Here is a 25,207-nt window from a genome sequence, read left to right as displayed (position 1 = left end):
TTACTTTGGTCGGTAAATCAAAAGGATAAACTTTGACCTGCACCTTTTCCAGCTCAGGCGAAATTACAGAAAGAATGATGCACTAACATTTATTTTGGGAGGGTTTGTATTTGTTTCTGAAGGTATTAAATTGGTTTGGTGAGTCTCATAAGGTGTTGCTAATGCAATAATCATCATATTAGGAGTCACAAAAGAATGTTTTAACTCAGTTACATGATCCAAGGCATTGAGTACATTCAATCCGTTTTGACTATTTGCTTTTAAAAATAAAACAGGAAAAGCCTCATGACCAGTAAAATTAAAAAAACCAGAGTGATTAACTAACTGAGCTGAAAATTGAATACCAAACTCTTCTGAAAATTGATTGGCAAGCCCAGGTAAATAGCTTGGGGCTTGACCAAAGCTTGAACTCGAAAGCTGATTTGGCTTTGCTACTGCATCAGGTGAAGTTGCAATAACATCCTGATAAGCAAGGCCAATAGAGTGGATTCTATATAATAAGGTGGCTGCCTTAGATTCATTTACATAGCCTTGATAATTAGGCAAGGCGATTAAGGATAAGATCCCTATAATTGAGATGGCTACCATAAGCTCAACTAATGTGAACCCTTTACTTTTAAAAGAGTTGAGCTTTATCAAAATCGTTGATTTCATTAATACAATTCACTATTTAAGTAATATCTTCTTAAATATAGACAAACTTATAGTTTTTTCATCTTAGTAGTATTTTTATTTTTTATAACTTAAGGCGGGTTAATCAAGTGATTTCAATACTCTATAATTTATTTAGTTGAAGCTTAGCAGAGGCGTTTTCTAAACTATCCGAAAACTTAGACAAATTTCAATGTGAAGCAAAATTCTCGGATAAAATAGAGTACTTATACGCTTTTCTTAACCCACCTTAGCAAAGTGTTTTTCAAGATTACATTTAGCGCGCATGGCAATGTGGCTACTGACCTTTCTGGCAAGTTCTATTACTAATAATTCAAGTTGTTCACGGCTATAACCAAGTAATACACAGCGTTTAAGTTGCTCGCTAACTAAGCTGCTGGCATCGTCTAGCGCAAATAAAGCGCCTAAAGAGGCAAGCTCAAATACCCTGTTATTTTGCTGCTCAATGCCAAATGGCAGCTGGCCAAATGTGAGCGCGGTTTTTAGTTGCTGCTCTGTGCGTTTGATAAGCAACGTATGTGAACCTTTAGTATCATCAAGGGACTTTAAAACCTCTAGTGATAGCAATGCTTTTGGCACCCCAGAATACACACTGATATGCGGTAAAGTATCACACAACTCTTGCATTGAAACGCCATCATTCAATGCATGCTGACATGCTCGTTTTAACAAGGGCTTGTCATGAACGGTGACCAAAGCAGCGATCGCGACAAACACAAATAAATCCGTGTTGTTATGGTTCATAATTTCTCTTTTGATTTTAGGTATTGAATGTATTGAGGTTTTGTAGCTTTGGCTGATTGCAAAGAGCATGCAATCGAAAAATTGAAAATACATTATGGTTGATGATGGCGATTTCTGCTTGCCATAAATGATTTAATTTTTGCCTAAAATAACGAACTGTTACCTAAAATGGTCCTAACCTCAAATTACGGTGATACACTTAATTGAGTATTTCTTAGAGGTAATCTAAATGCGTCAGGCATTAATAGAAGCGGTTAAAGCGATAGCGATCGCAGACGGTAATTTTGAAACGGCGATTCCTGAGTTATTGGTGTTCAGACGAAGCGAAGTTTCTTTACCGATGGCCTGCGTGTATGAGTTAGGTCTGGGTATTAGCTTGCAAGGTGCAAAGCGAGTTGTGTTGGGTGAACATAGTTATGATTACACTGACGGCCAATCATTGGTGACCTCAGTCGATGTGCCTGTAGCTTCACAAATAACGCGAGCTAGTAAAGATCTGCCATTTTACGGCATTTACTTACGCTTAGATGCCCATGAAATCAGCCATATTGTTGCTGAAATGGAGTTTGCTGGGCAAGACAAGTTCCCTAAGCACCAAGCTATGTCGGTGGTTGATACTGACAATGGCCTGCTTGATGCTTTACTTAGGCTTATTCAACTCGACAAAGAGCCTCAATTAAAAGCTAACCTTGCGCCACTTATTAAAAAAGAAATTATATTGCGCCTGTTAAATAGTCCGCACAGCCCTTATTTAAGGCAAATTGTGATGTCTGGCTCTGCCCATCAAAAAATAGCCAAGATCTTATGTTGGTTAAAAGAAAACTACACGAGTCAATTTTCAATTGATGATTTAGCCCGTGATGCGCACATGAGTCCGTCGACATTCAGGTTACATTTTCGTGATGTGGTAAAGATGAGCCCATTGCAATACGTAAAAAACTTACGGTTGCAGGCGGCAAGGCAATTAATGCTGAATGAGCGAATTGATGTGGGCTCTGCGGCTTTAAAAGTGGGTTACGAAAGCCCATCGCAGTTTAGCCGCGAGTACACACGCTTTTTTGGCAAGCCACCGATAAAAGATATTTCGGCACTTCGGTTACAACAAATCGCATAAAAAAGGGAGCGCTTGGCTCCCTTGTACTTAAAATCGTCTTTTTGGCATTCTTAGTTGTGAGTCAAACTCATCGGGGAATAAAATGGTGCCGTCGTCTTGGTCTGTTGGGAATACAGCAATGAGTAAGTCATCTTGCTCAAGGCCGGGTGTCCAGCGACTTAACCAGTCTTTTACAGGGATGGCTTTTGGCGTGCAGTCTTGCCATTCACCGGTTGCCCAGCTTTGGGCAAATTCACGGCTAGGCCACACAGGCACGCAGTCGTCGTCTTCGTTTGAGAGCATGACGCAGCCATGTTCATCATTGAGGATCCACACTTGTTTAAACTCTTGAACCGTTTCAAACATATAAGCGAGTCGTTTCTTAGCGCCTAAGGCGAGTACAGCATCAAATTCAGTTTCAACACGTTTAGCAGTTGCATTATTCATGACAGGCTCACTCTTTTAGTTATACACAGCTACACCTTAATCATAAGGTGATAAATTAATATGACAAGTAAAGTTAATAGCTAAATTAATTTACTAATGCGGCAAATAGATCGTCAGCAAGTTGTTGCAGAGATTTAGGGTCTTGATTTGTCAGCGCATAGGTACGAATACCGTATATGCCCATGACTAAAAAGCGCGCCAACTGTTGAGCTGACTTGCTACTTACAAATTCGTTGTTATTTAGCGCTTTTTGAAGTTGTTCGGCGAGGGCATGCTCATAAGCGTTTAAGTTACCACGCAGTACAGTGCAAATTTGTGGGTCGTTGCCTTCAACCTCAGAAATACTCTTTGTAAGCAAGCACACTTTAGCTACTTCACCTTCAATACATTCATCAACAATCACAGTTAAGTAATGTTTGAGGGTCGATAAAATTGATTGTTGGTCATTAAAAAGGGCAGTAAATTGTTGGTTTCTATCTTTTTGATATTGCTCGGTGGCGGCTAAAAATAAGCCTTTTTTGTTGCCATAAGCCGCGTAAATAGAACCCGGGTGAAGGTGAGTTACTTCTTTTAACTTTTGCATACTTGTCTTCGCATAGCCATATTGCATAAAAGCATGCATGGCTTGGCGAAGTACAAATTCAGTATCAAATTCAGCAGTTCTCATTAAAGCTCCTCACGGTATATAATACCAATCCGCAATAATACTTAGTCATTTTGAGGGATTAAACCTGTCGCTACCCGCGTTAAAAATTTCTGATTTAGAACAACTAAATAACGAAATTTTTGCCTTGATATCAACGAGGTTTTCTTGCCTCAAAATAGACCACTTAATTAAGCGAATTGGTATAAACGAAGTTTACGTAATCTTGAACGATTATTCAAAATAAACCTTGAAGTGTGTATGTTTCGCCCTTATCTTGAATGTATGTTCAAGATAAGGATAAAACCATGACAACCGATTTACTTTCTCCGTTTAAATTAAACGACAGCATAGAGCTGCAAAACCGTGTACTAATGGCACCACTTACGCGCTGTATGAGCGACGATAACCTCGTACCTACACAAGCAATGGTTGATTATTATGCACGCCGTGCTGATACTGGCTTAATTATTAGCGAAGCAACGATTATCCGCCCAGATGCCCAAGGTTATCCAAATACGCCGGGTTTATTTACTAGTGAACAAATACAAGGTTGGAAGAAAGTGACCGATGCTGTGCACGCTAAAGGCGGCAAAATGTTTGCTCAGCTTTGGCATGTTGGTCGTGTTGCTCATCCTCACTTTTTTGGTGGTGATGTACTGGCACCATCAGCAATTGGTATTGAAGGTTCGGTACCAAGAATGCGTGAGTTAACTTACGTTACTCCAAAAGCGGCAACCATCGAAGACATCCAAGGTTTGATTGCTGACTACGCAAAAGCGGCGGAAAACGCTATTGAAGCGGGTTTTGACGGGGTTGAAATTCATGGTGCGAATGGTTACTTAATTGATCAATTCTTACACTTTGCTGCAAACCAACGTGAAGACCAATACGGTCAAACACCAGAAAACATGTCGCGTTTTGCTCTTGAAGTCGTTGATGCAGTAGTGGCAGCAATTGGTGCAAATAAAACTGCATTACGTTTATCGCCAGGCGCGTATTTTAATATGACCGAAAGTGACGGTGATAAGGCGGTATTTGATTATCTATTACCAGCCCTTGAAACACGTAACCTTGCGTACTTACATGTTGGTATTTTTGATGACAGCATGCGCTTTGCAAGCTTAGGTGATAAGTCAGCGTCTGAATATATGCGCGGTGCGTACAAAGGTACCTTAGTCGGGGTAGGTAGCTATAGCTTTGAGTCAGCTAATCAAGCTATCGATAACAACCAATTTGACTTAATTGCGATTGGTCGCCCATTCATTGCGAACCCAGATTACATCAGTAAAGTTAAAAATGGTGAAGCGTTAACACCATACAGCGACGAAATGCTGGCTGAACTGATTTAAGCAAACCTAATAATATTGTCCAACCAACAAGCGCTCAGTTAATTTAACTGGGCGTTTTTTCTAATACTTTCTTATTTATTAAACAGTTAAGTCTTAAATCTGCCATGAAAATGCATTAATTGTTTAATTATTGTGTCAAAAATTTTGACCCTAAATGTCATACGCGCTCTGCATACTGTGCCCGCTTTTAAATACGTAACCTTGGAAAAACAATGAGCACAGTAACTAAAAAAACAAAGCTAAGCCTTGTAGTCGCAACGCTTTTAGCAACATCGGCAAATGCAAACACGAATAACGAAATTGAAGAAATTACCGTTGTTGCAAAGCCAACCAGTTATGCAAATAACGTTATTGAACCTGCCATGCTTGAGCAACAAAGTTCAGTATCAAGCGTGTTAGCCGTGATTGATAACCTACCGGGTATTAGCATCAACGAAGGTGATGCATTTGGTGGTGACGATTGGTCAACCACCATTACTATGCGTGGCTTTAGTATTGATGGTAATCAACAGCAATTAGGTATGACGATTGATGGTATTCCTAATGGTGGTTCTAACTATGGTGGCGGTGCAAAAGCAAACCGTTACTTAGACAGCGAAAACTTAGCAACGGTTGAAGTAGGGCAAGGTACTTCTGATATTGCCTCTGCATCACTCGAAGCATTAGGCGGTACTTTCAATTTTGTGAGTGCACAACCGAGTACCGAGCAAAGCACTACGTTTGCTTATACAACGGGCGATCATAATGCTAGCCGCTACTTTGTGAAGCACGAAACCGGCACTGTGTTTGATAACACGCAAGCCTATATCAGCTATTCGCAAACAGATACCAGCCGCTGGATTGGTGATGGCAGCAATGGTGGTAAAGACAATCAGCACATTGAAGCGAAGTTTGTATCAGACTTTAGTGACTTAACTGTAACGGGTCGTGTTTCGTATGATGATGTTCACGAAATTAACTATAACAGCATTAGCATTAGTGAGTTTGAACAAAACCCTGATTGGGATCGTTTAACTTGGAATTGGACTGGCGTGCCGCATTTTGATCAAATGTTTGCTGAGGGCTGGGGTACACTGCGTGAAAATACTCTTGCGTATGTAAAGTTTGATTACGCGTTAAGTGCCACTTCAAACTTAAGCTTGTCGCCGTATTACCATAAAAACTCGGGTCGTGGCGATTGGATCCCGCCTTATTTAACGTCACCTGTTGATGGCGATGGCAACCCAACAACAATTGGCGGCGAAAATGCTGGTAGCTACGGCTTCACCGACAGCGACGGTAACCCACTTGCACCTGCTGCAGGTTGTACGGCAAGTTTAGAGTGGCCATGGTCATCTGGCCCTGGCTTAAACCCTGCCTGTTACCCAGATGATGCTATTCCTGTTATGTCGTATCGTCATACTCACTATAAAAAAGACCGCTTAGGTATGACCGGTGAGTACCAAGTAACTCTTGGTAATCATGATATTGAAGCTGGTTTTTGGTTTGAACAAACAGACCGTGATGAGTCACGTGACTGGCATAAAGTTATTGATGCCCGTATTTATCATCACTTTGACCATACGCCGTATTGGACACAGTATAAAAACACCTTCGAAACAGATACATTCAAGTGGTACGTACAAGACTCAATCAGTTTAGGTGATTTCACGCTTAATTTAGGTGCTAAACAGTACCTTGTTGAGCTTCAGCGTTATAATCATTTTGAAGATGAATACTCAGATAAAATCGACAGTGATTCAGACGTACTTTTCAGCGGTGGTGTGCTGTATCAGCTATCTGCAAGCACAGAGCTATTCACCAGCTACAGCGAAAACTTTGCGGCAATTAAAGATGGTGTACTTGAACGTGATTCATCAACACTGACCGAAATTGAACCTGAAACAGCTGAAAACATCGACCTAGGTGTGCGTTACAGTGATGACCGTTTACGTTTAACGGCAACCGCTTACAGCATCGAATTTGATAACCGTATTACCTTTATTGCTCCGGGCAGTGATACCGATGGTATTGATTACACCATTGGCACGAACGGTTCTTACATCAACGTTGGTGGTATTGAGTCAACGGGTGTGGAGCTATCAGCAAGCTATATGCTGACTGACAAATGGAATCTTTACACATCGTATACCTACAATAACTCTGAGTATCAATCGAACGATCCAAGTGCTTACAACAGCGATGGTGAGCTACTTGAGGATGCATCAGCCAGCTTTAAAGCGGGTGATGAAGTGATTGACTCAGCACAAGATTTATTTGTGGTATCGGCAGACTACTACAGTGGTGATTTCCGCTTTGGTTTATCGGCTAAATACACAGGTGAGCGTTTAGGTGCATGGACTGATGAGCAAACCCGTTCGCGTAATGAGGTTGATGGTTACACCTTGGTTGATTTAAACATTGGGTATAACACCAGCCTTGATTCAGGCGTGTTTAAATCAATCGACCTTGCATTTGTGGTGAATAACCTGTTTGATAAATCATATCTCGCAGGTGGCACAGGTAATGGTTCAACCTACTTTATTGGTGCACCACGTACCGCAGCTTTAACACTGACAGCGCAGTTTTAAGTAATAAGCTAACGTTTAAACAGCCCATCTTTGATGGGCTTTTTTGCAGGTGAAATATGAAAAAATTAATTTTAGCCACGGTGGTGGTAGCGGCATCACTATTAAGCTTAAACAGTAAAGCTGCCGACAATGTTGTGCTCGTTACTCTTGATGGGCTTCGCTGGCAAGAAGTGTTCTCTGGTGCAGATAAAAACCTAATCGATAACACTGATTTTGTTGCAGATACAGATGAACTAAAGGCGCTTTTTTGGCGAGATGACCAAGCACAGCGAACTCAAGCGTTAATGCCATTTTTTAGTGAAACACTGGCAAAGCAGGGCGTTTTGATTGGCGATAGAACTCAAGGCTCATTGATGTCGGTAAGCAACCCGTGGTATTTCTCATACCCAGGTTACAGTGAAATTTTAACTGGCATAGTAGATGAGAATATCGATAGCAACGATAAAGTGCCTAACCCCAATAAAACCATTTTAGAGAGTTTAAATTCTCAGCCAGAGTTTAAAGGTAAAACCGCGCTTTTTGGTAGCTGGGATGTGTTTTTTTATATTGTAAATCGTGAGCGCAGTGGGGTTTATGTTAATGCTGGCTTTGAATCCTTTGATGCAGTGAACTCAGCCGAAGTGACTCTGCTAAACCAAATGCAAAGCGAGATCCCAAGCCCTTGGCACAATGTGCGCCTCGACAGCTTTACCTACCGATTTGCCAAACAATATTTATTAAATAAACAGCCGCGTTTGCTTGTTATTAGCTTGGGTGAAACCGATGACTTTGCCCATAACGGTAAATACGATGCCTATTTAAAATCGGCTAAACAAAGTGATGCGTTTATTCGTGACCTTTGGCAAACAATTCAACAAACACCGGGCTATAAAGACAACACCACAATGATCATCACGACCGATCATGGCCGTGGCAGTCATGCTGATGATTGGCAACATCATAGTTCTAAGCGTGCTTTAGCACGTTCAGAGCAAGGAAAGCAGCGTTTTCCAAACGGCATTGTTGGCTCTGAGCATATTTGGTTAGCAGCGATTGGCCCAGATATAAAAGCAACAGGCTTAATTAAGCCCAAAAATGAGCTTAAACAATCGCAAGTAGCGGCAACTGTGCTGAATATTTTAGGCGTCAACAGTCAGCAAGTTAACCCGAAGATGGCAGCGCCGATTAAGGAGATTTTAAAATGAGTTTCACTCTTCGTTTGTTTAAAAGCGCCTTATCTGGGTTAATGCTCGTTAGTAGTGTGAGTGCGATTGCCGCGCCAAGTAAAATCTTGTTTGGCTCATGTGGTCATCAAGACAAGGCTATTCCAATTTTTGACGCCATCAACAAAGAGAAAGCCGATTTGTTTATGTTCCTTGGCGACAACATTTATGGAGATACCGAAGATATGTCGGTACTTGCCAATAAATATCAACGTTTAGGGCAAAAGCCGGGCTTTAAAACATTACGTGCGAATACACCGATAATAGCCATGTGGGATGACCATGATTATGGCGAAAATGACGCTGGCAGCGAATACCCAAAAAAACAGCAATCACGAAAAATCATGCTCGACTTTTGGCAAGAGCCAGCAGGTTCTGCTCGCAGGACTCGTGAAGATGGTATTTACACTTCGTACACGTACGGTGAAGGTGAGCAAACAGTAAAGGTCATCATGCCTGATCTTCGTTTTAATCGTGCGCCGTTAAATCATGTATCAGCGATGACCTATCAACTTGAGCGTAAACCGGCAAAACAAGGGCCTTATAGTCCAACAACCGATAAAAACGCCTCTATGCTTGGCGAAAGCCAATGGCAATGGCTCGAACAAGAGCTTAAGTCAGATGAAAAGATAAATATCATTGCCTCAAGCTTACAGTTATTGGCTGATTTTACAGGCTGGGAGTCATGGGCAAATTATCCGGCTGATCGTGAGCGTTTATTTGCGCTTATTAAAAAACATAAAGTAAATGGTGTGATTATTGTCAGTGGTGATACTCACTGGGGTGAGCTGTCTAAATATCAACAAAACCTAGATTACCCGTTATATGAAATGACCAGCTCTGGGCTTACAGAAAAGTGGAAAGATGTTAGCCCTAATAAACACCGTGTGGGTGATTACACTCATGAAGTTAACTACGGCGACTTAACAATCGATTGGCAAAAAGCAGATCCTACCATTCGTATTGCGCTTAAAGGTATTAAGGGTGATGAGATCATGCACACCGAGTTCGCGTTATCGACGATAAGCCCATACCAGTAAATATTGCCAGCTGCGCATATATTTAACACATGCCCGCAGCTCATACCCGTAAACATGGAATAAGCCTTGTTTGCGGGTATTTCTCTCTATCCCATCTAATTAAAATATCTTACACTGTGTCAATTAGTTAGTTTCAAGCAAGGACAGTGTAGAGTGCTGAATATAATTCAATCAAATCGCATGGAAGCACTGCAAGAGCTTTTTCATAAAGTTATTAAAGTTAATCCATTAACGAGTCCCTTTAAAAAAGAAATTGTGCTTGTGCAGTCACCGGGTATGTCGCAGTGGCTAAAAATAGGTTTAAGTGAACACTTAGGGATTGCCGCTCAGGTTGATTTTCCGCTGCCTTCAAGTTTTATATGGCAGCTTTACCAACAATTGCTGCCTGATGTACCCAGTGAATCACCGTATAACAAAGCTAACCTTGCTTGGAAGCTGTTTGCGATTTTACCAAACTGCATTGATGAGCCGCTGTACTTACCACTTAAAACCTATTTAGATGGTGACAGTGAAGGGCAAAAAACCTTTGCCTTGTGCGAGAAAATTGCCGACGTTTATGACCAATATTTAATGTATCGCCCCAATTGGATTGCCACTTGGGAGCAGGGCATCGATGAACTTGATGATGTTGATGTGGGCATTGCGCCATGGCAGCCAGATCTCTGGCGTAAGCTGGTGGCGCATAGTAAAGAACTTGGGCAAAGCCAATATCACCGCGCCAATATGCAAGACAAACTCCTTGCAGCCCTTGAAAAAATGGACGCAAGCCTATTACCTGAGCGCATTAGTTTATTTGGTATTTCTGCAATTGCGAGCAGCCAGCTTGAAGTGTTTCAGGCCATTGCGAAAAAAACGCAGGTATTTTTGTTTTTCTTTAACCCCAGTGAACATTACTGGGGCGACACACTCGATGAGAAAACAGCAGCCAAGATTGCTGCTAAATATGCCAAACGCCCGCAGTTACAAGCGCTTGAAGACAGCGCTAAAAACCCTGATCACGAGTATTTTTTTATTGGTAACCCGTTACTCTCGTCGTGGGGTAAATTAGGACGAGACTATTTTGAGCAGTTACTACAATTAGACGCGCAGTGGCTTGACGGATTCGATAACGAGTTTGATCAAAGCTTGTTATCGCAAATTCAGTCTGAAATTTACCAATTAGCCTTCAAGGGGGAGTCATTAACGCCTGATAAAGAATGGTTTATTAATGACGAAGGCAAATTGCCGATTCAGGCAGACGATACCAGTATTGTGCTGAGCGATTGTCACACGCCACTACGTGAAGTCGAACGACTACATGATTACTTGCTCAATCTATTCAATGAAAATAAAGCGCTAACACCAAAAGATATTATTGTAATGATGCCGGATGTTGGCACATACAGCCCGTATATTGAGGCGGTGTTTGGTGGTGCCGAAGGGCGACGTTTTATTCCTTATGCGTTAGCCGATTTAGCCATAGAACAAGAAAAACCCGTACTTAGCTCGTTTGCCAGTTTAGCTGATTTACCATACTCACGCTTTGGTGTGTCTGACATTCTTGATTTACTGCAAGTTACACAAATTGCCGAAAAGTTTAACCTTGAACCTCATGAATATGAGCAAATTGGCTTTTGGCTTGAACGCGTTGGCGTTAAATGGGGCTTAGATGCCGCACACAAAGACAGTTTTGGCTTACCAGCAATAGATTTAAACACTTGGCAACATGGCTTAAACCGCTTGTTATTAGGTGTTGCACAACGTGATGAACAACTGCCGTTTTCGGGGATTTACAGTGCCGATGAAGTTGAAGGCATGGCACTGAATACACTTAATAAACTCATTGAATTTATTGATGTACTGGCCCGTTATAAAGCCAAGCTTCAAGCTGATGCACCGCTTAACGAAAAGGCAGAAATTCTAAAAGAATTATTAAACGATGTGTACAGCGATGAAGGTGAACAAAGCTGGGATTTATTAGTACTGCAAAAAGTGCTCGATACACTGATTAAGCATTATGACAATGGCGATTACCAACAAGCTGTTTCGCAGCGCATTGTGAGTTACTTGGTTAAACAAGGTATTCAAGAAAAAGGTGTAGGGCAGCGCTTTTTAGTGGGGCAAGTTAACTTTTGTACGTTGATGCCAATGCGCGCTGTGCCATTTAAAGTGGTGTGCATGCTAGGTTTAAATGATGCAGATTACCCGCGTACCGTTCAGCCAATCGGTTTTGACTTAGTTCCATACTCAAAACGCCAAAAAGGCGACCGTTCTCGTAAACTCGACGATCGTTACCTGTTTTTAGAAGCGATTTTAAGTGCTCGTGAGAATTTATACATCAGTTATATTGGCCGTTCTTGCTTTGATAACCAACCAAGAATGCCCTCAACCTTAGTGAGCGAGCTTTTGGAATACATAGCCCGTAGTTTTAAATTTGCTGATCAAGACACTCACTTAAAGCTACCAGAGGCGCTAATTAATTATCAGCACTTACAGCCATTTAACTCGGCTTATTATCTAACAGAGAAAATTGATGACAAGCAAAAAGCAAACAAACCGTTAGCCACACAATTACACAGCTATAACCCTGTGTGGATGCCAACTCAAGCTGTTAACCCTGAGCCACAGCAAGCGCTTAGTGTTCAGCCAGAAAGCAGTGTTGAGTTAACTCAGTTTATTCGCAGTATTTGCCAGCCGCACGAGAGCTTTTATCAGCAAAGTTTGGGTTTACGCTTACCGCAATTTAACGATATCGCTAAAGATGAAGAGCCATTTAGTTTAGACGCATTACGTCGTTACTTTTACCTTGACGAAATTCTCGAAGCTAGCATTCAAGAGCAACCGCTTAACAAAGCGCAAATAATGCAGCGCGGTGAATTACCTCAAGCCCATGTTGGCGATCTTGTGTTTGAAAGTATGCAGCACCGAGTTGATGCGCTTGCTGGGCAAGTGAAAGCGCATATTCAAGGTGATGAAGCATTACCCGTTGAAGTAAATATTAAAATAGCCAACACCACTTTAGAAGGTTGGTTAAATCATATTTATGGTCAAAAACAGGTGTTTTATCGCACCGCCAGTATTAAAGCAAAAGATGTTATTCGCGGCTTTGTGCATCATTTAGCGGCGCAAATAATGGGGCAGCCGGTTGAAACCCTTATTCTTGGTTTAGACAAGCAAATTAGTTTTTCACCCTTGTCAGAAGACGATGCCCGCAGCTATTTAAACGATTGGTTTTCGCTTTATGAAACGCTTTTAACTCGCCCTGTGGCGTTTTTCCCGGTCAGTGGTTACGAGTACATAAAAACAGACAAAGATATGGTTAAAGCAAACAATAAGTTCGCACCGCAATACATAGGCATAGGTGAAGGTGAAAACCCGTATATTCGTTTAACCATAAAGAGCCTTAAAGACTGTGAAGAAGAGTTTATAAAATGGAGCGAGCTGCTGTTATCGCCAATTGTTGAATTAGCACAGGAGGCAGATCATGCAAACGCTTAATCCAATGAGTATGGCGCTGTGTGGGCAAAGCCTTATTGAAGCCAGTGCCGGTACAGGTAAAACCTACACCATCACAGGTTTGTATTTACGGTATTTGTTGGGCTTACAAAAAGCGACCGGTGAAGATGAACAATTAAATACGCCGCTGAGTGTTGAGCAAATACTGGTGGTGACCTTCACAGAGGCCGCAACTCAAGAAATTAAAGACCGTGTAAGGGCGCGTATAATCAATGCCAGAGATGCACTGCTTGGTAAAAAGCCCGATGATGAGCTGATTGAGCAAGTAATTGACGAGGTAACTGACAAACACGCCGCATTTGATTTATTAGACGCTGCGGCAAAGTCGATGGATGAAGCCGCTATATTCACCATTCATGGTTTTTGTCAGCGAATGCTGAAACAACATGCCTTTGAATCCGGCGTGGCGTTTAACTTAGAGTTTATTTTAGATGAGCGAGAGCTTATTCAAGAAACCCTTAATGACTTTTGGCGTGCCTTTGTTTACCCACAATCAAAAGAGCGCACCCAAGCAATTACCGATATTTTCCCTGTGCCAGCGTCACTGTACTCACAGGTGGTGAGCTTACTCAATAAACAAGGGGCAAAAATTACCCCTGAGTACGACCTTGATGAAATATGGCAAGCGCGCGACAACTTTGTGGCAAAAGTACCAACATTTAAAAAGGCGTGCCGTGAGAGTGAATTTATTAATGCCGTAAAAGCGTCTGATTTAAGTGGTTCAAAAACCCCAGGTCGAAAAAACAGCCTTGCAGCGCTTGAAGAGTATATAAACAATGATGAGCTATTTTTTGTATTTGGTACCAGTAAATACTCGTTTGAAGTATGGGGCACAGAAAATTTAAGCGATCCTGCAAATTATAAGAAAAACGGCAGCTTGCTTAGTCATGAAATGCTGGCTCGTTTTGATGAAATGGCTGAACTGAGTAGCCTTATCAATAACGGCTTGAATATTGCGATAGTGCAATACGCAGCTAAATGGGTCGCAAATGCATTAGTTAAACGCAAGCAAGAACAAGGCGTGATCACCCCTGATGACTTATTAAGTAACTTGCATCAAGCGCTTTTAAGTGAGCAAGGCCAAGCGTTAAGTGAAAAAATTGCCGCCTTGTTTCCAGTTGCCATGATTGACGAATTCCAAGATACTGACCCAGTTCAATATGGTATTTTTAGCCGCATTTATGGCATTAAAAACACCACGCTTGCCATGATAGGTGATCCAAAACAGGCTATTTATGGCTTCCGTGGTGCAGATATTTTTACTTATATTGGCGCAAAACAAGCTGTTTCAGAGGATAAGCAATACACCCTAGATACCAACTACCGCTCAAGTGAAGGGGTTGTTGATAGTGTAAACCGTTTATTTGCTAAAAATGCTAATAGCTTTATTTACAACGATGCGATCCCATTTCAAAAGGTTAATGCCAAAGGAAAACAGCAAGACAAAGCGTTTTTAATAAACGGTGAAATGCCAATTGCGTTTGAATTTTCGGTTTTTGTTGATGAATACGCCGAAGCCAACAACAAGCCAACCAGCAAAGGGGTGGCTCAACAGGCATTGGCTTTGCAGTATACGAAAAAAATTACTGAGCTACTCAAGCAAGCTAATGCAGGCCATGCAACCATTGCAGGAAAGCCTCTCACGGCCGCTGATATCTGTGTGTTAGTGCGTGACCGCAACGAAGCCCAGCTGATGAAAACAGCACTGGCAGAAGCTGCCATTGCCAGCGTGTATTTGTCCCGTGATAGTGTGTTTAACCAAGAGCTTAGTCATCACTTACTGAACTTTTTAACTGCATTGCATGGACAGTATGATGAGTCGTTACTGCGTGGTGTGCTAGCCGGGCCATTGTTTTGCTTAAGCTACAACCGCATTTATGAGCTTCACGAAAATGAAAGTGCATGGCAAGAGCATTTAAACTTTTTTGCTCAGCTTGCTCACATTTGGCATAAACAAGGCGCTATGGCGATGCTCGAGCGTTTATTAAGCCATAATCAGCTCGCAGCGCGTTGGCAAGGCTTAGGCTACAACGTTGAACGCTGGCTCACCGATTTCCGTCATTTAGGGGAAATCTTGCAGCAAAAGCAAATTGAGCTTGAGGGCACCCACAGATTACTGCGTTGGTTTGCGCAAAAAGTCAGTCAACAAGATGGTGAAGCGGTGCAAGTACGCCTAGAAAGCGATGCTAACTTGGTGAAAATTGTCACCATGCACGCCTCAAAAGGCTTAGAGTACCCGATAGTATTCATGCCGTTTGCCTGTGGCTATCGCGAAAGCAAAGAAGCCCTTTATCATAAAGACGGTAAGCTTATTTATGACTTTGCTAAAGGTGACGACGCAATGCAAAAAGCCGAGCAAGAGCGCTTGGCTGAAGATTTACGCTTACTTTATGTGGCATTGACTCGTGCCGTGCATTTTTGTTCAGTGGGTATGTATAACATTGCCCAAGGTCGCAGTGCTCGCCCAGGTATTCAAAGTACCAGTATCGGCCACGTATTATTTGCAGGGTTAGAGATCAAATCGGGCGATGAATGGCGCGCGTTGTTACAACAATTTTGTGATGGCTCTGCGCACATGCACTATGAGGCGTTTAGCGAAGCGGATGAGCTTGAAAAGTTAACATTTGCTGGTGCAGACAGTGAACAAGCCTATCAAGTTAATACTGTAAAAGCAGACATTCAGCGTGATTGGCGCTCAACCAGCTTTAGTAGCTTAACGCTGAAAAAGCATACTGATCATATTGAGCTTGGTCGCAGTGATGAAGATCACGAAAAAGATGAGTTTTTAGCCCAAAATGCCAATGCTTTAACACCTTACAGCTTCCCTAAAGGCGCAAAGCCGGGTAGTTGTTTGCATGAAATCTTTGAGCAATTAGACTTTACTGACCCTTATGCGTTAAAGCGTCCAGCCACTGAGCAAGACGACCACGCACTTGATAAAGTGATCAAAACGTTATTCGAAAAATACCATATTGACGATAGCTGGCAGGAAATGACCGAGCAGTGGATCCTTGCTGCACTGAATTGCCCATTAAATGATAAAGGGCTTAGTTTATCTGTACTTGAACCTGATACCTGTTTGGTCGAAATGGAATTTAACTTACCGCTGTTATCACTCTCAAGTGATAAGCTTAACCAAGTGTTAGTAAAACATTTTAACTTACCTGGTCAGCTTGATTTTAGTGAGGTGCAAGGCCTACTAAAAGGCTTTATCGATTTAATATTTTGCTGGCAGGGTAAGTATTATATTCTTGATTATAAATCGAACTTTTTAGGCAATAGTGCGACTGACTACCAACATGAGCAACTAGAGCAAGCCATGACCAGTCACCAGTATCATTTGCAGTATTTGATATATACCGTGGCATTGCACCGTTTATTAAAACAACGTATTCAAGATTACGATAGCGATATGCATTTAGGCGGTGTTTACTACACCTTCTTACGTGGTATGAGCGAAGGGCAAGGGGTGTATTTCAATCAGCTAACAAAACAGCAAATAACTGAGCTTGATAGCTTATTCGCACAAGGAGCCATGCTATGAGTCAAATGACATTCGGCTTTGATGACCATGAGCCAAACGAGCCAATGAATAAGCAACCAGAACAACATGCCCAAAGCGATTCAGTGTTGCCTGCTACAGAACTTAAAACACAGCCTTTACTGAGTTATTTGCTGGAGGCAAAACGTATTCGCTTAGTTGATGTGAAACTTGCAGAGCTATTGACTGGCACAGAAACAGTAGCCGGTTCACAAACACTGATAGAGAGTAACGAAGCAGCGCACAGTGAGGTTCTTTACCTGATTTTATTACTTGCGGCTGCGCAGCAAAGTCAGCACAGTTGTTTAGAGCTGGTGAATATAAACTGGCAAAACCCGTTTGAAATTAAACAGCAAAGCCTAGCTGATGCCAGCATTGCAGCTCCTGATGTTTTAACCCCGTTTGATATGGAATTTGGCCTTGCTGAAGCCGTTGATAAACTAATGAATGCTGAGTGTGTCGGGGACGACAAACCACTGCTATTGTTTGCGAATAAACTTTATTTTGCCCGATTGGCAGAGTACGAAACCACACTGGCTTCGCGTTTACATCATTTAGCAACGAAAGAACTCACCCTTGATGAAGCCGAATTAACGGCATTACTTGAGGTGTATTTTCCTAATAGTGAACATACAACAAACCCAAGCGATCCTATTAAAACATTAAACTGGCAAAAAGTAGCCTGTGCGATTGCCGCAACAAAAGGCTTTAGTGTGATCACTGGCGGCCCAGGTACCGGTAAAACCACCACAGTAACTAAGCTACTAGCAATATTACAATCTTTGTATGCCAGTGCACCGCTAACAATAAAGCTGGTTGCACCGACAGGTAAAGCGGCAGCGCGTTTAACCGAGTCGATTTTAGGGGCAAAGCAAAAGCTCAGTATGATCCCTGATAATATCGCGCCACTTATTCCTGACAGCGCGCAAACGATTCACCGTTTACTGGGGGTTATTCCGCATACCAATAAGTTTCGCCATAACAAGCGTAATCCGCTGCATTTAGATGTACTGATCATTGATGAAGCATCGATGGTAGATTTATCGCTTATGGCAAAACTAATTGAGGCATTACCGAGCCATGCAAGACTTATTTTACTGGGTGATAAAGACCAATTAGCCTCGGTTGATACGGGCAGTATTCTTAGCGACCTATGCCAAGGGTTAGAGCTTGGCAAAATGCCTGATTACAGCAGTGAAAGAGCAGCGCAGCTTAATCGCGTTTGTTTTAATAATCAGAGCGAAATACCCGCGGCGAGCAGTCATTTTGTACTTAACGATTGTATTGCGTTTTTACAGCAAAGTTATCGTTTTGATGGCAGCAGCGGCATTGGTCAATTAGCTCAAGCTGTAAATACCAATAACAGTGGCTTACTGGGTTACGTTGAGCAAACGATTAATCAAGGTGGCTTTAAAGACCTTAAACTTAATTACAGCGTAATTAATAAACCGATTGAGCAATTTGTGCAACAAGCGGCGTTGCAATATCACGATTATTTGCAGCTTATCCAGCAAGGGGCAAGTGTTGCCAGTGTGCATAAAGCATTTGCGCATTATCAGTTACTGGCTGCCGTCAGAGAGGGTGATTACGGTGTAAATAGCCTTAATCAGCGTATTGAAAAAGCACTGGCTCAACAAGGTTTAATCTCGCCATATCAAAGGCATTACGTGGGTATGCCAATTATGATCAGCCAAAACGACTACCAGCTAAAACTGTTTAATGGCGACATAGGTATTTTAATGCACGATGAGCAAGGTCAGTTAAAAGCCATGTTTGTTGATGAGCAAGAAAATATTCGTGCCTTTTCACCCGCGCGTTTACCTGCTCACGACAAAGTGTATGCCATGACAATTCATAAGTCGCAAGGTTCTGAATTTGCTTATACAGCAATGATTTTACCACCAATAAAACAGGCTAATCAGGGCATTAACAGACAGTTGGTTTACACGGGGATCACCCGCGCGAAAAGCACATTTGAGCTGGTGGCCGATAAAAATGTATTGCTTATGGCGATGAATAAATCTGTTACTCGTGCATCAGGTTTATACGATAGGTTAAAACATGAGGCTAGTTAAAGTAACGAGTGACCAACTCAACGAGTTAATGGGTTGGTTTAACTCAGAGGCTGAACTGCGTATTTGGTCTGGGCCATTTTTTAATTACCCATTTGATACGCAAAGCTTTAAGAATGATTTAAACCTAGATGCGCTGAATTCCTACACGTTGATTAATGACGAGGGCCAGATGTTAGGGTTTGGTCAATACTATTTACGTGAAGGTCGTTGCCATTTAGGGCGGCTAGTTATCGCGCCAAGTGAACGTGGTAAAGGTCTTGCAAAAGTGTTGATAAATTTACTAGGAGAGCAGGGGAAACAGCAATTTAACTGCGATAGTTTGTCGTTGTTTGTGTATAGCCACAATACCCATGCTAAAACAGCCTATGAAAAACTGGGTTTTATACAAACCCAGTACCCCGCTGACATGCCACTCGATGGCTGTATTTATATGACTTGCTAAGAGCGTTTAAAGCTGCTTTTACGAAACAGGTTAGGTTGCCAGCCAAAGTGTATGGCGCCTAATCTTAAACATACCGTCACAGCAAATGCGCCAATAATGCACCAAATATAACTCACCTCGAGGGTGAATAAAGCCGCGTAAGTTAACCCGCCAGATAAGCAAGCGGTTGAATAAAGTTCTTCGCCCATTACTAAAGGCACTTCTCGGCAGATCACGTCACGCATCAGGCCGCCAAAAATACCCGTGGTCATACCCATGGTGATGGCTACAACCATATCTGCGCCGCCAATCAATGCCTTTTCGATACCAATAATGTTGAAAATAGCCATCCCTACGGCATCCATTAATAGCATGGTGGTGTTACTTAAATCGGGTAAGTGACGAATAGATAAAATAGAGGCGAATATGGCTATATAAGTTGCGTACAAATAATCAGGCTGAGCTATCCAAAATACTGGTTTGTTGAGCAATATGTCTCGAAGTGTGCCACCACCCAGAGCTGTGACTGTGGCAACGACCACCACACCAAAACCACCGACACTTTTTTCATGGCCCAGCAAGGTGCCCGAAATAGCAAAAAACGCTACACCGATAATGCTTAAAAAATGAAAGTATTCTGATGTCATGGGGTTTCCTTACCTGTTTATAGTAATCTAACCCTAGCAAAATGAACTTTATTGATGCTGAACAGCTAAGAAAATAGGGCGGGTAGTGATGTCACCCGCCGGTAAGAAAATTTTTATTATTTTAGGTAATCAACCACTAATTGCGTCATTGCATTTACGCCAAGCTGTAAAGCTTTTTCGTCTGCAAAAAAGTGTGGTGAATGGTTACTAGGTGCTGTAACCGCATCTTGACCTTTTGGTGTGACACCTAAGAAAAAGAACATGCCTGGTGTTTCTAAGGCGTAGTAACTAAAGTCTTCGGCACCTGTGATAAGTGGCGTTGTGATCAGATTTTCTTTGCCAACCACACCAGCTAGAGTTGGTGTCATTTTCTTAGTTAATTCAACATCGTTCACTGTTACTGGGTAACCATGATCAATGTGAACATGCGCTTCTGCGCCACCTGATTCAGCTACCATCTCAGCGGTTTTAGCTAAACGTTTTTTAATGTCAGCACGCATTTCTTGGTCAAAGGTACGGATTGTGCCCACCATTTCAACTTGATCAGGGATGATGTTGTTACGCACACCGCCATTAATGGCACCAAATGAAACCACAGAAGGCGCTTTGGTTACATCAACTTGGCGTGAGGCAATGGTTTGTGTTGCCATGATAATTTGTGATGACGCCACAATTGGGTCAACCCCATTCCAAGGGCGTGAGCCGTGAGTTTGGCGACCTTTTACTGTAATTGTAAATTTGTCGGCGCTGGCCATTAGCGGCCCTTCACGAAAACCAATTTGTCCGGTATTAAGAGAGCTGGTTACGTGTAAACCAAATACGGCTTCTGGCTTTTCTTTAAATAAGCCTTCTTTAAGCATCAGCTCAGCACCACCTTCTTCGCCATCAGGAGCACCTTCTTCAGCAGGTTGAAAGACAAACAGAATATCACCAGCTAGTTGGTCTTTAATTTTTACTAAAGACTCAGCTGCTGCCATTAAAATAGCCACATGGTTATCATGACCACAGGCATGCATTACGCCAACGGTATTGCCTTTGTACTCTGTTGTTTGAGTTGACGCGAAAGGTAAGTCTACTTGCTCTTTTACAGGTAGTGCATCCATATCTGCACGTAGCGCAATAAGCGGACCTTTTTTGCCCCCTTTAAGTTTGGCAACCACACCGGTATGAGCCACACCTGTTTGAACCTCAAGGCCTAACGAACGTAAATGCTTAGCCACGTATTTGGCTGTTTCAAACTCACGGTTACTAAGCTCTGGGTATTGGTGTAAATGACGGCGCCATTTAATGACTTTTTCGCTGACGCTTTTATTGGCAGATTTAAGTTCAGTATTAATATCACTCGCAAATGCAGGGGTAGAAATAGCACTGAGAAGTAGGCTGGTCGAAAGTAGTTTGTTTAACATCCCGTATCCTTTTATTATTTAGATATCCAAACAACCTGTGAAACGCTGAATTCTGCATTTTGAGGTGGCTTGGATATATGCACACTACACCAATGTAAAGGATAAACACTTGAATGAACAAGACCTTTCGGTAATTAACCAAGACAAATGGTTTAAAAATCGCACACAATTATTTAGGGACAAGCTAGTAAAAAATGCTAAATTAATCACCTTAAATGCTGGTGATGCATTGTTTTTGCGTGGTGATGAAAATACCGGTCTGTATTGTGTTATTAATGGCGTGCTTAGAGTTTCTGGGGTTAATAGCCAAGGCAAAGAAGCCGTGCTCAGTTTTGTAACCAGTGCTATGTGGTTTGGTGAAGTTGCTCTGTTTGATGGTGGTAAGCGCACCCACGATGTGTATGCTCAAACTGCGGTACGACTTTTACACGTACCTGAGCGGGCATTAAGCCAGTTATTACAAGAAAGCCCTGCATATTGGCATGATTTTGGGCTTCTGCTTACCAATAAAGTGCGAAACCTGTTTGACTCATTAGAAGATCACGCACTCCTTACAGCAAAGCAAAAGGTAAGTAAGCGGTTGTGCATGCTTTATCAATCGTCACTCCAAAGCTGTTTGCCGCTTACCCAGCAACAACTTGCCGATATGACCTATTTAACAAGGCAAACCATTAACCAAATATTACAATCCCTGCAAGCTGATTCAATTATTAATCTTAAATATCAAACGATTGAAATTATTGATATAGATAAATTGCAATCTCAAAGCTAGCTTGGAACTAAAATTGCTACAAGGTTGTAATCAAGCTTAAATGGAAGACACTTGTGGCAATTACATTTCATAATCAATATAACCCTTATCACGCTTCGGCTGTTGCTAAGCTGTCGCAAACGGCTCGCACTGAGGGTGTGAAAGCCATGCATACGCCTGCATCTTCAGCACAACAACTTTTACAAAAGCAGTCTGAGTCCAACTCTTTTTTAGCTCAAGCTCAAGAAGCTTTGGTTTATCAGCGGCTCGGGGTTGATAAAGAGAAAATTGATGAAATAAAAGCGCAAATAGAGAAGCTTGCTGAACAAATGCAACAACAAGGTGCCGATACTAAAGCACTGCAAGAAAAAATGAATGAGCTGCAAGCGATGCTCGATGAAGAGTATCAAAAAGGTCGCGAACGCATGGATATGCGACCAGAAGCTGAAAAAGGCAAAGTTATTGATGCGCTGGTTTAATGTGTGAGTTTAAGCTAGCTACTTTAAATGTCGGCTAGTTGACATTCTTGATGGTAAATTTTCTGCTAATCTGAATTTTGAACACAGTTTTGGCAGGAAAAACAATGAAAACATTAAAACAACAACTGACAAATTACGCCCTTTATCACCGTTCTAAACGCAATATTTACACTCACTTTATTGGCATTCCATTAATTGTGTTTGCAATTATTTGTTTATTACAACGCGTCACGCTTATCTCAGAGCCTGCCGTTATCTCTTTAGCAACCGTGGTAATTGCACTCACCTGTCTTTATTACTTAATGCTTAGCTTATCTATGGGGTTAATTATGGCTGTATGCTTAAGTTTGTTAAGCATTGCTGCTGAGCCTGTGGTGTCGCTTTCAACAGAGTTATGGCTAGCTGTGAGCATTGGCAGTTTCGTTGTTGGTTGGGTGTTTCAGTTTATTGGTCACTATTTTGAAGGTAAAAAGCCAGCCTTTGTTGATGATTTAATTGGTTTGGTCATAGGCCCGTTATTTGTATTAGCAGAGTTCTTGATTATGCTTGGTTTTTATAAAGATATTGCTGATCATATAGAACAACATGCAGGGCCTAACAAAGCATAACAACAATAATAAGGAACACACATGCAATTAAATGGTAAAACAGTTTGGGTTACTGGGGCATCTTCTGGAATTGGTGAGGCACTTTGTGAGCAATTGGCGGCAAAAGGGGCAACGCTAGTACTGTCTGCCCGTAATGAGGAAAAACTCAACGCTCTTAATACAAGGCTCGGTGGTAATCATCATGTGGTCGCTCTTGATTTGGCAAAGCCCGAAGCCTTACTTGAAGATATGCCAGCAGTGATTGAGCGAATTGGCCGCATTGATGTGCTTATTAATAACGGTGGGGTGTCGCAGCGTAGTCTATTTTTAGAAAACGAATTTACGGTTTATCGCCAACTGATGGAAGTAAATTACTTTGGTTTAATTGCTTTAACTAAGGCGGTCGTACCACAGATGGTGAAGCAAGGTATGGGCATGGTGATATCAATTAGCAGTGTAGCGGGTAAAGTCGGTTCAAAGTTCAGAACTGGGTATTCGGGTTCTAAGTATGCTGTTGTCGGCTTTATGGATTGCTTAAGAGCAGAACTAGCCGACAAAAATGTGAATTGCCTGACTATTTGCCCGGGTTCAATTAAAACAGCCATTGCGCATAATTCGTTAGATGGCCAAGGTAAACCGCAAAATAAGCCAGAGGAATCAATTGAAAACGGTATGGATGTGGCAAAAGCGGCTGCAAAAATGATTAAAGCCATTGAAGCCGAGAAAGATGAAGTTGTTATTGGTGAAGGAATAAGTGGTTTAGCACCGACTATCAAGCGTTTTTTCCCGGGCTTTTTTAATCGCCTCACAGCAAAAATGAACTACAGATAATTTATAGTCATTTGTTAGCGAATGATTCTCAGTAAACAATGCGCAACTTGGGTTGCGCATTTTTTGTACCAAATGGTCGGATTATTATCACTTTAATCGATAAAAGGCACTAGTTTGCTATGGTTAAACGGGGATGGATTAGCATACAATGGGGTAAAAGTAGTCCAAACAAGAGAGAACAACAATGGCCGCATTTGGTACTGTATTTATGCCACAAATGATCCAAGCACGTTTTGCTGATAACTCATGGAGTGAAAGCGCGCTGGTCCCATCTGATAAAATCGAATTACATGCGGGTGCTCACGTATTACATTACTCAAGCACCTGTTTTGAAGGATTAAAAGCATTTCGTCACGAAGATGGCTCGGTCTATATCTTTCGTATGGATGCTAACATTGCTCGTATGAAACAAAGCTCTAAGTTACTCAACTTACCTGACTTTGACGAAAGCATGCTTGAGCAAATGATCAAAGACATTGTAAAAGAGTACGCAGACGAAACACCAACACCGCCGGGTTCAATGTATATTCGCCCAACTCACATTGGTACAGAAGCGGCAATCGGTAAAGCGGCTGCACCGTCAATGAGTTCCTTGCTTTATGTATTGCTTTCGCCAGTAGGTGATTATTTCTCAGGCGGTGCTACAGCATTACGTGTATTACTTGAAGAAGACGGCATGCGCTGTGCACCACACATGGGTATGGTTAAAAGTGGTGGTAACTATGCAAGTGCATTAGGTCCAATCTTAGAAGCTCGCTCAGAGCATCAAGCAGACCAAATTTTATTCTGCCCTGGTGGTGATGTACAAGAAACTGGTGCTGCAAACTTCATTCTAATTGATGGTGATGAAATCATCACAAAAGCACTTGATAGCACATTCTTACACGGTGTGACGCGTAATAGTATTTTAACGATTGCTAAAGATTTAGGTATGACAGTATCTGAGCGTAACTTTACTGTGTCTGAGTTACTAGAAAGAGCCGCTAAACCAGGTACTGAAGCTGCGTTATCAGGTACCGCTGCGGTACTTACCTCGGTTGGCACACTTATTCATAACGACCAAGAGTTTAAAGTGGGGTCGGGTGAACCAGGTGAGAAAGTTGCTAAATTACGCCAAGCATTGAATGATATTCAATGGGGTAAATCAGCAGATACTCATGGCTGGTTAACAAAAGTATAATCGCTGAGCAAATACATGCTTTGAAGAGCCA

General features: G+C 41.9%; 19 protein-coding genes and 1 pseudogene. 14 read left to right on the top strand and 6 right to left on the bottom strand.

The genetic code is table 11. The features are described from left to right. Window positions 1-63: 63 nt before the first annotated feature. Both AN394_RS22485 and AN394_RS06655 read right to left on the bottom strand, forming a co-directional pair. Entirely contained in the window at window positions 64-654 is a 591-nt protein-coding gene (locus AN394_RS22485) for a prepilin-type N-terminal cleavage/methylation domain-containing protein (RefSeq protein WP_055021060.1), read from the bottom strand. Between the two features lie 237 nt (window positions 655-891). Beyond that, on the bottom strand, window positions 892-1,416 hold the full coding sequence (locus tag AN394_RS06655) for a carboxymuconolactone decarboxylase family protein (protein WP_055021059.1): 525 nt from the start codon (window positions 1,414-1,416) through the stop codon (window positions 892-894). Window positions 1,417-1,645: 229 nt separating this feature from the next. Here AN394_RS06655 and AN394_RS06650 point away from each other — a divergent pair, with 229 nt between their 5' ends. Next, entirely contained in the window at window positions 1,646-2,530 is an 885-nt protein-coding gene (locus AN394_RS06650; protein ID WP_054561298.1) for an AraC family transcriptional regulator, read from the top strand. A gap of 27 nt (window positions 2,531-2,557) precedes the next feature. Here AN394_RS06650 and AN394_RS06645 read toward each other — a convergent pair whose 3' ends face one another. Both AN394_RS06645 and AN394_RS06640 read right to left on the bottom strand, forming a co-directional pair. Next, a complete protein-coding gene (locus AN394_RS06645; protein ID WP_054561299.1) occupies window positions 2,558-2,956 on the bottom strand; it encodes a DUF2750 domain-containing protein in 399 nt (132 codons plus the stop codon). An 85-nt stretch (window positions 2,957-3,041) separates the two neighbouring features. Then, window positions 3,042-3,623, bottom strand: a complete 582-nt coding sequence (locus tag AN394_RS06640) for a TetR/AcrR family transcriptional regulator (protein WP_054561300.1) — start codon at window positions 3,621-3,623, stop codon at window positions 3,042-3,044. 284 nt (window positions 3,624-3,907) lie between these two features. Here AN394_RS06640 and AN394_RS06635 point away from each other — a divergent pair, with 284 nt between their 5' ends. The 8 genes from AN394_RS06635 (at window position 3,908) to AN394_RS06600 (ending at window position 19,316) form a co-directional block, all read left to right on the top strand. Further along, on the top strand, window positions 3,908-4,951 hold the full coding sequence (locus AN394_RS06635) for an alkene reductase (protein WP_054561301.1): 1,044 nt from the start codon (window positions 3,908-3,910) through the stop codon (window positions 4,949-4,951). A gap of 212 nt (window positions 4,952-5,163) precedes the next feature. After that, window positions 5,164-7,521 carry a TonB-dependent receptor domain-containing protein gene (locus tag AN394_RS06630; protein WP_054561302.1) on the top strand — a complete coding sequence of 786 codons (2,358 nt, stop codon included), beginning with the start codon at window positions 5,164-5,166 and terminating at the stop codon, window positions 7,519-7,521. A 56-nt stretch (window positions 7,522-7,577) separates the two neighbouring features. Further along, window positions 7,578-8,705, top strand: coding sequence for a sulfatase-like hydrolase/transferase (locus AN394_RS06625; RefSeq protein ID WP_054561303.1), 1,128 nt, complete (start codon window positions 7,578-7,580; stop codon window positions 8,703-8,705). Continuing rightward, window positions 8,702-9,763 (top strand): alkaline phosphatase D family protein, encoded by a 1,062-nt coding sequence (locus tag AN394_RS06620; protein ID WP_055021058.1) that lies wholly within the window; start codon window positions 8,702-8,704, stop codon window positions 9,761-9,763. The genes AN394_RS06625 and AN394_RS06620 overlap by 4 nt, the downstream gene beginning before the upstream one ends. Window positions 9,764-9,916: 153 nt before the next feature. Further along, a complete protein-coding gene (gene recC / locus AN394_RS06615; protein ID WP_055021057.1) occupies window positions 9,917-13,240 on the top strand; it encodes an exodeoxyribonuclease V subunit gamma in 3,324 nt (1,107 codons plus the stop codon). Further along, window positions 13,227-16,802 carry an exodeoxyribonuclease V subunit beta gene (gene recB, locus AN394_RS06610; protein ID WP_055021056.1) on the top strand — a complete coding sequence of 1,192 codons (3,576 nt, stop codon included), beginning with the start codon at window positions 13,227-13,229 and terminating at the stop codon, window positions 16,800-16,802. Before recC ends, recB begins: the two co-directional genes overlap by 14 nt. A gap of 5 nt (window positions 16,803-16,807) precedes the next feature. Then, complete coding sequence (recD, locus tag AN394_RS06605; RefSeq protein WP_235576244.1) at window positions 16,808-18,874, top strand: exodeoxyribonuclease V subunit alpha; 2,067 nt, start codon at window positions 16,808-16,810, stop codon at window positions 18,872-18,874. After that, on the top strand, window positions 18,861-19,316 hold the full coding sequence (locus tag AN394_RS06600) for an N-acetyltransferase (protein WP_055021054.1): 456 nt from the start codon (window positions 18,861-18,863) through the stop codon (window positions 19,314-19,316). The genes recD and AN394_RS06600 overlap by 14 nt, the downstream gene beginning before the upstream one ends. On the opposite strand, the gene AN394_RS06595 is transcribed toward AN394_RS06600, so the two are convergent. Further along, window positions 19,313-19,942, bottom strand: coding sequence for a trimeric intracellular cation channel family protein (locus tag AN394_RS06595; RefSeq protein WP_054561309.1), 630 nt, complete (start codon window positions 19,940-19,942; stop codon window positions 19,313-19,315). The two genes, AN394_RS06600 and AN394_RS06595, sit on opposite strands and share 4 nt — an antisense overlap. A gap of 116 nt (window positions 19,943-20,058) precedes the next feature. Next, window positions 20,059-21,348, bottom strand: coding sequence for an amidohydrolase (locus AN394_RS06590; RefSeq protein WP_055021053.1), 1,290 nt, complete (start codon window positions 21,346-21,348; stop codon window positions 20,059-20,061). 109 nt (window positions 21,349-21,457) lie between these two features. Here AN394_RS06590 and AN394_RS06585 point away from each other — a divergent pair, with 109 nt between their 5' ends. From AN394_RS06585 to AN394_RS06565, 5 genes and pseudogenes are all read left to right on the top strand, one after another. Then, window positions 21,458-22,120 (top strand): Crp/Fnr family transcriptional regulator, encoded by a 663-nt coding sequence (locus AN394_RS06585; RefSeq protein WP_055021052.1) that lies wholly within the window; start codon window positions 21,458-21,460, stop codon window positions 22,118-22,120. A gap of 53 nt (window positions 22,121-22,173) precedes the next feature. Next, on the top strand, window positions 22,174-22,578 hold the full coding sequence (locus tag AN394_RS06580) for a hypothetical protein (protein ID WP_055021051.1): 405 nt from the start codon (window positions 22,174-22,176) through the stop codon (window positions 22,576-22,578). A gap of 104 nt (window positions 22,579-22,682) precedes the next feature. Then, window positions 22,683-23,186 carry a DUF962 domain-containing protein gene (locus AN394_RS06575; protein ID WP_055021050.1) on the top strand — a complete coding sequence of 168 codons (504 nt, stop codon included), beginning with the start codon at window positions 22,683-22,685 and terminating at the stop codon, window positions 23,184-23,186. A gap of 21 nt (window positions 23,187-23,207) precedes the next feature. After that, a complete protein-coding gene (locus AN394_RS06570; RefSeq protein ID WP_055021049.1) occupies window positions 23,208-23,996 on the top strand; it encodes an SDR family oxidoreductase in 789 nt (262 codons plus the stop codon). A gap of 178 nt (window positions 23,997-24,174) precedes the next feature. Beyond that, window positions 24,175-25,176: pseudogene (locus AN394_RS06565) on the top strand (branched-chain amino acid aminotransferase); the annotation flags it as partial. Window positions 25,177-25,207: the final 31 nt, after the last annotated feature.

The sequence above is a fragment of the Pseudoalteromonas sp. P1-26 genome, from assembly GCF_001401795.1.
GTDB lineage: Bacteria > Pseudomonadota > Gammaproteobacteria > Enterobacterales > Alteromonadaceae > Pseudoalteromonas.
This window is presented reverse-complemented; position numbering and strand designations above follow the sequence as displayed.